This window comes from Ottowia sp. (genome assembly GCF_047975795.1).
GTDB lineage: Bacteria > Pseudomonadota > Gammaproteobacteria > Burkholderiales > Burkholderiaceae_C > Ottowia.
Genome location: NZ_JBKEEE010000007.1, coordinates 1 through 13,357 on the forward strand (window position 1 = coordinate 1; position 13,357 = coordinate 13,357).

16 protein-coding genes and 1 tRNA gene are annotated in these 13,357 nt (G+C 59.7%); 2 read left to right on the plus strand and 15 right to left on the minus strand.

The window, feature by feature from the left end; all coding sequences use genetic code 11:
* Window positions 1–89: 89 nt before the first annotated feature.
* The 13 genes from nudB to petA form a co-directional block, all read right to left on the minus strand.
* Window positions 90–548 carry a dihydroneopterin triphosphate diphosphatase gene (nudB, locus tag ACK5NW_RS00480; protein ID WP_416924286.1) on the minus strand — a complete coding sequence of 153 codons (459 nt, stop codon included), beginning with the start codon at window positions 546–548 and terminating at the stop codon, window positions 90–92.
* A 49-nt stretch (window positions 549–597) separates the two neighbouring features.
* Complete coding sequence (locus tag ACK5NW_RS00485; RefSeq protein WP_416924287.1) at window positions 598–924, minus strand: YqjK family protein; 327 nt, start codon at window positions 922–924, stop codon at window positions 598–600.
* Entirely contained in the window at window positions 921–1,292 is a 372-nt protein-coding gene (locus tag ACK5NW_RS00490; protein ID WP_416924288.1) for a phage holin family protein, read from the minus strand. The genes ACK5NW_RS00485 and ACK5NW_RS00490 overlap by 4 nt, the downstream gene beginning before the upstream one ends.
* Window positions 1,293–1,345: 53 nt before the next feature.
* Window positions 1,346–1,672 carry a DUF883 family protein gene (locus ACK5NW_RS00495; RefSeq protein WP_416924289.1) on the minus strand — a complete coding sequence of 109 codons (327 nt, stop codon included), beginning with the start codon at window positions 1,670–1,672 and terminating at the stop codon, window positions 1,346–1,348.
* 124 nt (window positions 1,673–1,796) lie between these two features.
* Entirely contained in the window at window positions 1,797–3,590 is a 1,794-nt protein-coding gene (aspS, locus tag ACK5NW_RS00500) for an aspartate--tRNA ligase (protein ID WP_416924290.1), read from the minus strand.
* 37 nt (window positions 3,591–3,627) lie between these two features.
* On the minus strand, window positions 3,628–4,371 hold the full coding sequence (locus ACK5NW_RS00505) for a DUF502 domain-containing protein (RefSeq protein WP_416924300.1): 744 nt from the start codon (window positions 4,369–4,371) through the stop codon (window positions 3,628–3,630).
* 21 nt (window positions 4,372–4,392) lie between these two features.
* Complete coding sequence (locus ACK5NW_RS00510; RefSeq protein WP_416924291.1) at window positions 4,393–4,761, minus strand: FmdB family zinc ribbon protein; 369 nt, start codon at window positions 4,759–4,761, stop codon at window positions 4,393–4,395.
* Between the two features lie 186 nt (window positions 4,762–4,947).
* A tRNA-Thr gene (locus ACK5NW_RS00515) sits at window positions 4,948–5,023 on the minus strand.
* Window positions 5,024–5,079: 56 nt separating this feature from the next.
* Window positions 5,080–5,574, minus strand: coding sequence for a ClpXP protease specificity-enhancing factor (locus ACK5NW_RS00520; protein ID WP_416924292.1), 495 nt, complete (start codon window positions 5,572–5,574; stop codon window positions 5,080–5,082).
* Window positions 5,575–5,605: 31 nt separating this feature from the next.
* On the minus strand, window positions 5,606–6,214 hold the full coding sequence (locus ACK5NW_RS00525) for a glutathione S-transferase N-terminal domain-containing protein (protein ID WP_416924293.1): 609 nt from the start codon (window positions 6,212–6,214) through the stop codon (window positions 5,606–5,608).
* Between the two features lie 108 nt (window positions 6,215–6,322).
* Window positions 6,323–7,081, minus strand: coding sequence for a cytochrome c1 (locus tag ACK5NW_RS00530; protein WP_416924301.1), 759 nt, complete (start codon window positions 7,079–7,081; stop codon window positions 6,323–6,325).
* Window positions 7,082–7,111: 30 nt separating this feature from the next.
* Complete coding sequence (locus tag ACK5NW_RS00535; protein WP_416924294.1) at window positions 7,112–8,617, minus strand: cytochrome b; 1,506 nt, start codon at window positions 8,615–8,617, stop codon at window positions 7,112–7,114.
* 21 nt (window positions 8,618–8,638) lie between these two features.
* Complete coding sequence (gene petA, locus ACK5NW_RS00540; protein ID WP_416924295.1) at window positions 8,639–9,265, minus strand: ubiquinol-cytochrome c reductase iron-sulfur subunit; 627 nt, start codon at window positions 9,263–9,265, stop codon at window positions 8,639–8,641.
* A 192-nt stretch (window positions 9,266–9,457) separates the two neighbouring features.
* Here petA and mscL point away from each other — a divergent pair, with 192 nt between their 5' ends.
* Window positions 9,458–9,871, plus strand: coding sequence for a large conductance mechanosensitive channel protein MscL (mscL, locus tag ACK5NW_RS00545; protein ID WP_416924296.1), 414 nt, complete (start codon window positions 9,458–9,460; stop codon window positions 9,869–9,871).
* An 81-nt stretch (window positions 9,872–9,952) separates the two neighbouring features.
* Here the strand turns inward: mscL and pdxA are convergent, their stop codons facing one another.
* Window positions 9,953–11,008, minus strand: a complete 1,056-nt coding sequence (gene pdxA, locus ACK5NW_RS00550; protein WP_416924297.1) for a 4-hydroxythreonine-4-phosphate dehydrogenase PdxA — start codon at window positions 11,006–11,008, stop codon at window positions 9,953–9,955.
* 77 nt (window positions 11,009–11,085) lie between these two features.
* The gene (locus ACK5NW_RS00555; protein ID WP_416924298.1) at window positions 11,086–11,913 is read right to left on the minus strand and encodes a Nif3-like dinuclear metal center hexameric protein; all 828 of its coding nucleotides are present in this window, start codon (window positions 11,911–11,913) and stop codon (window positions 11,086–11,088) included.
* 51 nt (window positions 11,914–11,964) lie between these two features.
* On the opposite strand from ACK5NW_RS00555, the gene ACK5NW_RS00560 reads away from it, so the two are divergent.
* Window positions 11,965–13,140, plus strand: coding sequence for a trypsin-like peptidase domain-containing protein (locus ACK5NW_RS00560; RefSeq protein ID WP_416924299.1), 1,176 nt, complete (start codon window positions 11,965–11,967; stop codon window positions 13,138–13,140).
* Window positions 13,141–13,357 lie beyond the last annotated feature (217 nt).

Here is a 13,357-nt window from a genome sequence, read left to right on the forward strand (position 1 = left end):
ATGGGCCTGGTTGGACAGATGACTGCTCGGGTTGCATCTGCTCGATCAGCCCTCGCATCACGTCTCGGGCCATGAACAGTGCAATGCGTCTAGTATCTATCCAATCGTCCGGGATGCGACAAATAGCAGCGGTCGGCCGCCTCGCGCCAGGGCCACCAGCCCCATTGCGTGTGCTCGCGTGGGTTCAGGCGCACCGCCGTTGCGGCAGGTACCCGCAGTCCAAAAACGCGCTCGGTATTGCGCACCACGCCGGGGGCGTAGCGCCATCGCCAGCGCGGATAAATGTCGTACACGTTTTCAATCTGCCAGTCGGTCAGTGCGCAGTCGTGGGCGCTGGCGTCGATGCCCGTTTCTTCCAGCACTTCGCGCGCAGCGGTCAACGCAAACGGCTCGTCCGGAGTGTCTTTGCTGCCAGTGACCGATTGCCAAAAATCAGCCTCTGTATCTGCACGGCGGATCAGCAGCACGTCCAGCGCAGCGGTATGAATCACCACCAGTACCGACTGCGGCACTTTGAAAGCGTTGGAAGGTAAAGGGGCAATCGTCATCGTGCAGCCATCATGGTGCGACAGAATGCGCGCCTGACGCGCCGCAACCTTATCCCAATCCGCGTAAAAAACTGTTCAGCACCGGCTGCACCCGGCGAAACACCTGCCAGCCCGACCAGGCACGCAAGCCCAGATTGACCATGGCGCGGGGCCTAGCCAGCGTGGCACCCGCCAGCGCCGCCACGCCCAGCAGAATCAGCGCATGGTTGTGGCGCAAATCGCGTGCCGTGCTCACGCCCTGGCGCACACGATCAACCGCCCGCAGCCCCGGTTGCAGCACGCTGGTGCGCGCGGCAATCTGTTCACGCAACTGAGCCGAACGCAAGCGCAACTGCTCGCGCCGTGCCACCAGGCTCAAGGTGTCACCAGGCTTCATGTGCGCAGCCTTTCCTGGTCACGGCGCAATTCATCACGGGTGGCTGAAAACATGTTGGCCGCCTGGCGCGCGCGGTACAGCGCCATAACAGCCAGCACAGCCCCACCGCCCAGAAACAAAGCCGTGAATACGCCCAAAGCCAGCAGGCGTTGCGACTCCCACAGCAGTACGGTCATGAACACGGCCAGGAAAATCAGCCCGAAGCTGACGAACACCACCGCCAGTGCCGCCGTCACGGCCAGCCAGGTCAGGCGCGATGCTTCTTGTTGCGCTTCAACCGTGAACAGCTCCAGGCGCACCTGCGCCAGCTCGAACACATCGGCGAACAAGCCTTTGACGCGCGCTGTGGTGCTGTCGGCAGACGGCATCGGAAAAATCAGTGCAAAGAATCAGAAGGCGTGCCGGGGCAGCACCACCGCCTTCAACGGCGACCCAGCAGCACGCCAATCAGCATGCCCACCGCAGCGGCCGCGCCAATGGACGACCAGGGGTTGTCGTGCACGTATTGATCGGTGGCTTCAGCCGCCTGAATGGCACGGTCACGCCCGGCAGCGCGCACTTCGGCCAGTTTTTCACGCGCTACGGCCAGATTTTCTTTGGCACGAGCGCGCAGGTCGGCCATTTTGCTGTCGGTCTGGCCTGCCGTAGCGGCCAGTAGATCTTCAGCATCCGCGATCACGCGGCGCAGGTTGGCCACCAGCTGTTCTTTGGTTTCAACCGCTGTTTCAGTGAAATCAGAAGTGTTCATGGGTTGTCCTTTTAAAGTTAAAACTCATCGTAGCAGAGACCCTATCCAGCCATGCGCCGGATGCTGCCTTGCAGCGCCAAGCCCAATCTTGGGACACCAACGTGCCGCCGACAAGCCCCTTTGATCAAACAGCCGCCGGATTGCGCAAGCGGATATGCAGCTCGCGCAACTGCTTTTCATCCACCAGACTGGGGGCCTGCGTCAGCAGGTCTTGCGCACGCTGCGTCTTGGGGAAAGCGATCACATCACGAATCGACTCGGCACGGGTCATCAGGGTGACCAACCGGTCCAGGCCAAAGGCCAGTCCACCGTGCGGCGGTGCGCCGTATTGCAATGCATCGAGCAGAAAGCCGAACTTGGCCTGCGCTTCTTCAGGCCCGATTTTGAGCGCACTGAACACCTTGCTTTGCACTTCGGCGCGGTGGATACGCACCGAGCCACCGCCCAGCTCCCAGCCGTTGAGCACCATGTCATACGCCTTGGCCACACACTGGCCGGGGTCGGTGTCCATATAGTCCTCGTGGCCGTCCTTGGGTGCGGTGAACGGGTGGTGCACGGCGTTCCAGCGCTGGGCTTCGTCGTCGTACTCGAACATGGGGAAATCCACAATCCACAGTGGTGCCCAGCGGTCTTCAAACAAGCCCGACTTTTTGGCAAAGTCGCTGTGCCCAATCTTCAGGCGCAGTGCGCCGATGGCGTCGTTCACTACTTTTTTCTTGTCGGCACCGAAGAACAGAATGTCGCCGTTTTGCGCGCCAGTGCGCTCCAAAATGGCGGCGATGGCCGCGTCGTGCAAATTCTTGACGATGGGCGATTGCAGGCCGTCGCGGCCTTTGCCCGCATCATTGACCTTGATCCAGGCCAGACCTTTGGCACCATAGATCTTCACGAAATCGGTATAACCATCAATCTCGCCACGGCTGATCTCGCCGCCGCCGGGCACGCGCAGCGCCACCACACGGCCACCAGGGGTGGTGGCGGGGCCACTGAAAACCTTGAAGTCGACGTCTTTCATCACATCGGTCAACTCGGTAAAAGCCAGCTTGACGCGCAAATCGGGCTTGTCTGAGCCGTATTGGTGCATGGCCTCGGCGTAGGGCATAACAGGAAAGTCGCCCAGATCCACGTCCATGGTCTTGGCGAACACGTGTTTGATCATGCTTTGGAACAGATCGCGGATTTCCTGCTCGCCCAGGAACGAGGTTTCGATGTCGATTTGCGTGAACTCAGGCTGACGGTCGGCACGCAAGTCTTCGTCACGAAAACACTTGGTGATCTGGTAATAGCGGTCATAACCGGCCACCATCAGCAACTGCTTGAACAACTGGGGCGACTGCGGCAATGCAAAAAAGTGACCGTCGTGCACTCGGCTGGGCACCAGATAGTCGCGCGCACCCTCGGGCGTGCTTTTGGTCAGCATGGGTGTTTCAATATCGATGAAGCCATGCTCGTCGAGAAATTGACGCACCTCCATCGCCACGCGGTAGCGCAGCATCAGGTTGTGCTGCATGGCGGGACGGCGCAAATCCAGCACGCGGTGCGTCAGGCGCGTGGTCTCGGACAGGTTTTCATCGTCCAGTTGAAACGGCGGCGTGACCGAAGGGTTGAGCACCTTCAGTTCATGACACAACACCTCGATCTTGCCGCTTTTGAGTGTGTCGTTGGTGGTGCCCTCAGGGCGCGCGCGCACCACGCCTTGAGTTTGAATACAAAACTCGTTGCGCAGGTCTTCCGCCACCTTGAACATTTCAGGCCGATCAGGATCGCACACCACCTGCACATAACCTTCGCGATCACGCAGATCAACAAAAATCACCCCGCCGTGATCGCGTCGGCGGTTGACCCAGCCACACAAGGTCACGGTTTGGCCGATCAGCGCTTCGGTAACAAGGCCGCAATAGTGAGTACGCATGGACATGGCAAATAACTTTTAAACAAACAGAAGAAAAGAGTACTCAAGACTCTGGGCGTGTCTGGCCGTGCTGATGCGCGGCCAGTGCCGCATCGGCCACGCCTGCCACTGAGGGCACATGAAGGCGATCTTGAGTACCAGGCGGCAGCGCACCTGAACGAGGTTCACGCACTGAAGGGACGACCACTCCCATCGAGATCACATACTTGAGCGCTTCGTCCACGCTCATTTTCAGCTCCACCACATCCGCGCGCGGCACCATCAGGAAAAAGCCTGAAGTCGGGTTAGGCGTGGTAGGCACATACACGCTGATGAAATCGCCTTGCAGATGCTGCGCCACTTCACCACCGGGTTGGCCGGTCAGAAAAGCAATCGTCCACGCACCCTGGCGGGGATACTGGATCAACAACGCTTTTGAAAAGGCTTGTCCAGAACCCGAAAATAGTGTGTCAGACACCTGCTTCACGCTGGAATAAATGCTGCGCACCACGGGGATGCGCGTGATCAGCCTGTCCCATTGCCGCAGCCACCACTGCCCGGCAAAGTTGGCCACCGCCAGGCCCGTCACGAGCACCATCACCGCCACCAAAATCACGCCCAGACCAGGCACGTTGCGCAACTGTTCAGCCACACCGCCCAAACCCGGCAGCACCGCTTCCAGCGCAGCCAGCACGCCCAGAAAAATGCTGTCCAGAATGCCCATCAGCCATAACAGCACCCATACCGTGACGCCCATGGGCAGCCACACCAGCAAGCCGGTAATGAAGTATTGGCGCAGGCGCGACATCATGGTGACGACAGTCGTTGGTTAGGTCTGCTTTTCTGGCTTGCTGTTGCTTGCTGGTGTCGGGACGGGGGCCGACACCGGTGCTGCGGCAGGTGCGGGACTGGCTGCCGGTACACCTGCGTCAGCCGAGGTATTGCCATTGCCCTCAGGCGCTGTGTCACCAGACGCAGCATCACCGGGCGCGGCTGCACCGCTCTTGCTTTTATGCCCATCCCTGAAGTCGGTCACATACCAGCCCGAACCTTTGAGCTGAAAACCCGCCGCCGTCACCTGTTTGGCAAAAGCCGCTTGTCCACATTGAGGACACCCCGTGAGTGGCGCATCCGACATCTTTTGCAGCACATCCTTGGCAAAGCCGCAGGCGCTGCACTTGTAAGCATAAATAGGCATGGCTGAAAAGCGCGCTAGGCAGAGAACACGAAAAACCTTGAATTATAAAAGCCGACGCAGCCGCCCACATACCTTGACATCCTCTGCGTAGACGCTGATTGAAGCATGAACTTGCCGCGTCGGCCAAAAGAAAACCCGCTGTGGCTTGTGGGGCCTGCGGGTTGATTCAAATTCAGGATATATATGTGGTGCCGCCTGTCGGATTCGAACTGACGACCTACCGCTTACAAGGCGGGTGCTCTACCAACTGAGCTAAGGCGGCTTCCGGTCGCGCATTCTAACGCGGCCTCTAACCTGAAACGCTGTTTGAATGCGCAGTTATTTCACTATTTTGAGCGACGGACGCTTGCGCGCCGGTGATGGTGGCTCAGGCTCGCCATCTTCGGCAGAAGCTGCCGCAGACACCAGTTGTACGCCACTGCGTGGCCCGGCCGCTTGCAGCGCTGCATCGCTTGGCGCATCCGTCGCGTCCTGATCCGAAGTAGGGGGTGACACGACCATCGGAAACGCCATGCCTTGCCCACTTTCACGGGCGTAGATGGCGATAACGCGATCGACAGGCACCATGATGTCGCGTGGAACGCCCCCAAAACGCGCCTTGAATGAAATCAAGTCATTGCCCAACTCAAGCGCACTGGTGGCATCCAGGCTGACGTTCAATACGATTTCGCCGTTTTGTACATATTCGCGCGGCACCTGCACTGTGTCGTCAGCCAATACCGCAATATAAGGCGTCAATCCAGCATCGGAACACCATTCGTGCAGCGCCCGGATCAGGTACGGGCGTGTCGACGCCGTTTCAAGCGCATTCATCATGGCAAGAACCTTGTTGACCTCACCGCGCTTATTTGCGCATCACTTTTTCAGAAGGCGTGAGTGCTTCGATATAGGCCGGGCGCGAGAAGATACGTTCAGCGTACTTCAGCAACGGTGCCGCATTCTTTGACAGGTCAATGCCGTAATAGTCCAGGCGCCACAGCAGCGGGGCCAAGGCCACGTCGAGCATGGAAAAGTTGTCGCCCAGAATGAACTTGTTCTTCAAAAACACCGGGGCCATCTGGGTCAATCGGTCACGGATGTTGGCGCGCGCTTTTTCCAGTGCTTTCTCATTGGCCTTGGTGCGGCTTTCCAGCGTGCTGACGTGCGTGAACAGTTCTTTCTCAAAATTGAGCAAAAACAAACGCACGCGCGCGCGATCCACCGGGTCGCCCGGCATCAACTGAGGATGCGGAAAACGCTCGTCAATGTATTCATTGATGATGTTCGATTCGTACAAAATCAAATCACGCTCGACCAGAATCGGTACCTGCGCATACGGATTCATCACGCCAATGTCTTCGGGCTTGTTGTAAAGGTCGACATCCCGAATCTCGAAATCCATGCCCTTTTCAAACAGCACAAAGCGGCAACGATGAGAAAACGGGCACGTCGTCCCGGAATACAGCACCATCATGGTGGAAAGCTCCTTAAAAACGAAAAGAGTGGGAAGCGCGCCAAACCTGTGGCTGACCCCCACTCTGCAACCGCCTGACCCGATGATGGGTCAGACAGCAATGATGAATTATTTGATGTCTTTCCAGTACGCTGCGTTCAACCGCCAGGCAATGAAGGTGAAAAACAGCAGGAACAGCATCACGCCGACGCCAATCTTGACACGTTTATTCTGCGTCGGCTCGCCCATCCATTGTAGGTAGTTGACCAGATCGCCCACCGTCTCGTCAAAATCCTGCTGCGGCATGGTGCCTGCTGTCACGTCTTTCCACTGACCAGTGAACACATGGGCTTCATGTCCATGCTCTTCGCGGGTTTCAAACACCGGCTCGCGCTCCCCCTGCAATTGCCACAAGGGGTTGGGCATGCCAATGTTGGGAAACGCCAGATTGTTCCACCCGGTAGGACGCGATGGATCGCGGTAATAGGTGCGCATCAGGGTGTAGATGTAATCGGCACCCGTGCCGCCCGCACCCGCGCGTGAACGCGCGATCAGCGTCAGATCCGGCGGATTGGCACCGAACCAAGCCTTGGCCTGAATCGGATCAATCGACGCCTTCATGGTGTTGCCCACCTTGTCGGTGGTAAACAGCAAATTGTCCTTGATCTGCTGCTCGGTCAGCCCCAAATCGGTCAAGCGGTTAAAGCGCATGAACGCCGCTGAATGGCAGCTCAGACAGTAGTTGACAAAGATCTTGGCACCGTTTTGCAAAGAAGCCAGATTGGTGGTGTCCACCGGGGCTTTGTCCCATGCAATGCCGCCCGAAGCGGCATGAGCGCCGCCACCCAAGCTCACGCCCAATGCCACGCCCAGAATCAGTTTTTTCAGGAAATTCATGTTGTTTGCTCCTGCTTGGCTTCAGTGCGGCTTGAAAGTCACGCGATCCGGCACCGCCTTGGGTGTGCCCAACTGGCTCCACCACGGCATCAGCAGGAAAAAACCAAAATAGAACAGCGTGCCCACCATGGCCACCAACTCATTGGTCAGCCAGGCCAGCGACGGGCTGCTGAAAATCGGGCCAGGCACCATGATGCCCAGTACCATCAAAATCACAAACCACACCACGAACACCGCCAGCACCCATTTGTGCCAGTCAGGCCGATAGCGGATGGACTTGACCGGGCTGCGGTCGAGCCACGGCAGGAAGAACAAGATGATGACCGCACCGCCCATCACCACCACGCCCCAGAACTTGGCGTCAAAACCGCTGATGAACCACAGGTTGGGCAGCTTCACACCCACCCAACCCAGCATTGCCTTCCAGCCGCCCAGCAAAGCCACTGTGACCACGGCAGCACCCACAGCAAAACCACGCCAGATGCCCGCAAACACCCCCTTGGCAATGGCCAGCACCACTGCCGCCAGCACGATCAGGCTGAGCACCAGAACCATGGTTTCGGTGGTGGCACGCAGCATCGAATAGAACGGCGTGAAATACCACACTGGCGCGATGTGCGCTGGCGTGACCAGCGGATCAGCGGGGATGAAATTGTTGTATTCCAGGAAGTAGCCGCCACCTTCCGGGGCGAAGTACACCACGGCGAAATAAAGCATCAGAAACACGCCCACACCTACGATGTCATGTACTGAGTAGTAGGGGTGAAACGGAATGCCATCGGCAGGCGCATCGGGCGACCAGCGGTTGCCTTTGGGGCCTTTTTTGATTTCGATGCCGTCGGGGTTGTTGGATCCCACATCGTGCAGCGCCAGCAAGTGCGCCACCACCAGGCCAATCAGCACCAGCGGCACGGCAATGACGTGGAAGCTGAAAAAGCGGTTTAACGTCGCATCGCCCACCACATAGTCGCCGCGAATCAGCAGCGCCAGATCAGGGCCAATAAAAGGAATGGCAGCAAACAGGTTCACGATCACCTGCGCCCCCCAGTAAGACATCTGGCCCCAGGGCAGCAAATAACCCATGAAAGCCTCGGCCATCAGACACAGGAAGATGGCGCAGCCAAAAATCCACACCAGCTCGCGCGGTTTGCGATAGCTGCCGTACAGCAGCCCGCGGAACATGTGCAGATACACCACGATGAAGAAAGCCGACGCCCCCGTAGAGTGCATGTAGCGGATGAACCAGCCACCCGGCACGTCGCGCATGATGTACTCAACCGACTCGAACGCCTTGGCCGCATCCGGCTTGTAGTGCATGACCAGAAAAATGCCGGTCACGATCTGAATCACCAGCACCAGCAGCGCCAGCGAGCCAAAAAAGTACCAGAAGTTGAAGTTCTTCGGCGCGTAGTACTCCGACATGTGCTTGCGGTATTCGGCAAGCGCCGTCGGAAACCGGTTGTTGAACCAGTTGCCAACCTTCGCCCCCAAAGGGGCGTTGGGAGAGATTTCCTTGAATTCAGCCATGTGGGACCCGCCTCTTTTTTCTTAAGCCTTTTGATCTTCGCCGATCAGCAATTTGGTCTCGGACAAATACACGTACGGCGGCACCTCCAGGTTATCGGGTGCCGGCTTGTTCTTGAACACGCGTCCGGCCAGGTCAAAGGTGGAACCGTGGCAGGGACAGAAAAAGCCGCCGTCCCAGTTGTCGGGCAACGAAGGCTGCGCCCCAGTCTGGAATTTATCCACCGGCGAACAACCCAGGTGGGTGCAAATGCCCACCACCACCAGCACTTCCTTGTGGTCTGCGCGCGCGCGCTCTTCATTGCGTGCGTATTCGGGTGTGGGATAGGCCGTGCGTTCAGACATCGGGTCGGCCACTTCGGATTCGACTTTTTTCAGTGACGCCATCATCTCCGGCGTGCGACGCAAGATCCACACGGGCTTGCCGCGCCACTCCACCACTTTCTTCTCGCCCGGCTGGAGGGAGCCAATATCCACTTCCACGGCAGCGCCCGCGGCCTTGGCGCGCTCTGACGGGCTGAAGCTGCTCACAAACGGGGTGGCCAGGGCAGCAGCACCGACAGCGCCCGCGCATCCTGAGGCTAAAAGCCACGTACGTTTGCTGCTGTCCAATGGCACAGGCGTGAAGTTGCTGGGGGATGCATCACTCATGGCGGTCCTCTGACATGTTTTACTTTTCGCGCAGATGTGTCTTGTATGTCTTCGCGGGTCAACGAGCGATTGTAGCGGAGCCTACGCCACAAAAAGCCCCATCGACTGCACGAATGCGCAGGGATTGACAACCGTCAATCCGCAGCAATACTGACGCCCGTCATAACTTTTTCCTGAAAACAGGTACTTCCTATGGGCATGATGCAAGAGTTCAAAGAGTTTGCGGTCAAGGGCAACGCCATGGATCTGGCGGTGGGCGTGATCATTGGCGGCGCGTTCGGCAAAATTGTCGACTCCATCGTGGGTGATCTGATCATGCCCATCGTGGGTAAGATTTTTGGCGGTCTGGACTTTGCCAATCACTACATCCCGCTGGCGGGCCAGGCCGCTGGGTTAACACTGGCGGAAGCCAAAAAAGCCGGTGCCGTGTTCGCCTACGGCAACTTCATCACCATCTTGGTCAACTTCCTCATCCTGACCTTCGTCATCTTCATGATGGTCAAGCAGATCAACCGCCTGAAGAAGGAAGAACCCGCCCCGGCCCCTGAGACACCGCCGGAAGACGTGCAACTGCTGCGCGAAATCCGAGACAGCCTGAAGCGCTGACAATTACATCGCCTTAAGCTATTTAATAAGTAGCGTAAAACGCCCGTATGGTTTGCGATACGGGCGTTTTTTTATACTACGTCAAGCACTCAGGCTGCGCGCCATGCGAATAGCCGCCAGCAAGCTCGACGCATCGGCCTGCCCGGTGCCTGCCATGTCAAACGCGGTGCCGTGATCGGGGCTGGTGCGCACCAGGGGCAAACCCAGCGTCACATTCACGCCCTGCTCTACGCCCAGGTATTTCACTGGAATCAGCCCGTGGTCGTGGGTCATGGCCACCACCACGTCAAATTCGCCCGGACGCTGGGCCGTATGGCGCGCGCGCATGAACACCGTATCCGGCGCATAGGGGCCGTGCGCGTCAATGCCTTCGGCATGCGCCTGGGCCATGGCGGGGGCAATGATGTCCATCTCTTCACGCCCAAACAGGCCGCCCTCACCCGCATGCGGGTTCAGCCCGGCCACCGCAATGCGCGGCGTACGGTGTAGCGCCCGCCCAACAGACTGGTGCGTAATGCGCAAGGTGCTCAACACATTGGCCTGGGTGATCTGCTCAATGGCCTGCCGCAGCCCGAGATGAATGGTCACCAGCACCACACGCAACTCGTCGTTGGCCAGCATCATGCGCACCGGCACTTCGACCACCGGGCGTTGCAGATGGCGGGCACATTCGGCTTGCAACAACTCGGTGTGACCGGGGTAAGCGTCATACGGCGCGCCCGCAGCGGCCAGCGCCTGTTTATGCAGTGGCGCGGTGACCATGGCGGCCAGCTCCCCCCGCAGGCAGGCATGTGCGGCCCACACCACGCAGTCACCCGCCAGACGGCCTGCGGCAGCGCTGACCTGCCCCACCGGCACCAGCGATGAAGGTGAGGCGACCGGCAGCACCGGCACGCAGCGCGGCGGCACCGTCCATGCTTCGTCCGCCGCCTGCAACTCGGCCACGGGCATCGCCACACCACCTTCACCCCGCACAAAACCAGCGGCGCGGCGCAGCGTGGCCACATCGCCCACCACCAGACAGCCGCGCGTCAAATCAGGCACATCGCGGAAAGTCTTGACGATGATCTCTGGCCCAATGCCTGCCGCATCACCCTGGGTAATGGCGATGGGGGCAAGCGTTGCATCATTCACCATTGAAATGGCCTCCAACGCATATGTATAAAGCACAAGCAGCTATCCATACAGGAGCACATAGACTTTGGGCTACGGCCTCACGCAGGGTTGTCAATATCAATGAACTGGTGCGTCACCCCCAGTTGCGCCGCCACGTGCGCAGCCATGGCTGGCGCACCGTAGCGCTCGGTGGCATGGTGCCCGCAGGCCAAAAACGCCACGCCGCATTCACGTGCCAGATGCGCCTGCGGCTCGGATATCTCGCCAGTGATGAAAGCTTGCGCCCCGGCAGCGATGGCGGCCTCAAAATAGCCTTGTGCGCCGCCGGTGCACCAAGCCACACGCTTGATCGGGCCAACGGTCAAACCCACCTGCACCACCGGGCGACCCAACACTTGCTGCACATGATTGGCCAGAGCCTCCAGACTGACCAACGCAGAAGCAGCGGGATCGGCAGGCGCGCCGATAAAGCCCAGATCCTGCTCGCCAAAGCGCCCGTCGGCCACCAGCCCCAGCCGCTGGCCCAGTTGTGCGTTGTTGCCCAGGCTGGGGTGCGCGTCCAACGGCAAGTGGTAGGCCAGCAGGTTGATGTCGTGCGCCAGCAGGCGCTTGAGGCGCTCTTTCATCCAGCCCGTCACCCGCCCATCCTGGCCGCGCCAGAACAGGCCATGGTGCACAAAAATCGTGTCAGCACCAGCGTCAATGGCCGCGTCGATCAGCGCACGGCTGGCCGTCACACCGCTGACCATCTTGCGCACGCACGACGTGCCTTCCACCTGCAAACCATTGGGGCCATAGTCCTTGAATCGCTCGGGCTGCATCTGGGCATCGAAAGCGGCCACCAGCGCGGCGCGCTCAACACCTGCGGTTGAAGCACTCGCAGGTGCACCCGCAGGTAAAGAAGTGTGTGGGCTGGATGCGGTCATGCCGCCGATCCTACAATTTCAACCATTCCTTGTTCGCCCCCACTGATTTTCATGAAACGCCTCTGGTTGCTGTTTGCCCAAACCGTCACCGTGCTGCTGGCAGCGTGGTTCGTCGTGCTCACCCTCAAACCGCAATGGCTGGATCGCGGCCCCGACCAGGCCACCGCCCCCAGCACGGCGGTCGTGCGTGAAGCGCCAACCACACCGTCCGGCGCATCAGGCACTGCCCCACCCGGCAGCCTGAGCGCCGCAGTACGCAAGGCCGCCCCGGCGGTGGTCAGCATCAACACCAGCACCACAGCACGGCACCCGGCAGGTAACGACCCGTGGTTCCGCTTCTTCTTTGGCGATCAGGGCGCGCAACAGCAGACAGGCCTGGGTTCGGGCGTCATCATGAGCGCCGACGGTTACGTGCTGACCAACAACCATGTGGTGGAAAGCGCCGACGAAATCGAGGTGGTGCTGACCGATGCCCGCCGCACCACCGCCCAAGTCATCGGCACCGACCCCGAATCCGATTTGGCGGTGTTGAAAATCACGCTCGACCAATTGCCGGTGATGACGCTGGGCAGCTCTGACGCGCTGCAAGTGGGCGACCAGGTGCTGGCCATTGGCAATCCGTTCGGTGTCGGTCAAACCGTGACCAGCGGCATCGTCAGCGCGCTGGGGCGCAACCAGCTCGGCATCAACACGTTTGAAAACTTCATCCAGACCGACGCCGCCATCAACCCGGGCAATTCGGGCGGCGCGCTGACCGACACCCAGGGCAACCTGCTGGGCATCAACACCGCCATCTACTCGCGCTCAGGCGGCAGCATGGGCATTGGCTTTGCCATCCCCGTTTCCACCGCCCGGCAGGTGCTCGACAGCATCGTGCAGCACGGCCAGGTGGTGCGCGGCTGGATCGGCGTAGAACCCGGCGAGCTGACGCCCGAGTTGGCGCAAACCTTTGGCGTTCAGCCCGAGCGGGGCGAGGACATCACCGGCGTGATAGTCACCGGTGTGCTCAATAACGGGCCTGCGGCCAACGCGGGCATCCGCCCCGGTGACGTGATCGTGCAAGTCGATGGTCAGCCCGTGCGCACCGTGTCCGAACTGTTGGCCCGCATCGCCGCTCTCACACCCGGTCAGGCCGCACCTTTTCTGGTGCAGCGCCGGGGCGAACAAGTGCAGGCCAACGTCACGCCCGCCCAGCGGCCCCGCCCGCGTGGCATGCAGCAGCGCTGATGCGGCTTGGTTTCACGGCGACCGCGATCTTTTCATTTGATCGCTGACTGCGCAGATGTCATTCAAGCCGTGCCGAAGAAACGATGCCCGCATGCATAGCTGTCGCATCCCGGACGATTGGATAGATACTAGACGCATTGCACTGTTCATGGCCCGAGACGTGATGCGAGGGCTGATCGAGCAGATGCAACCCGAGCAGTCATCTGTCCAACCAGGC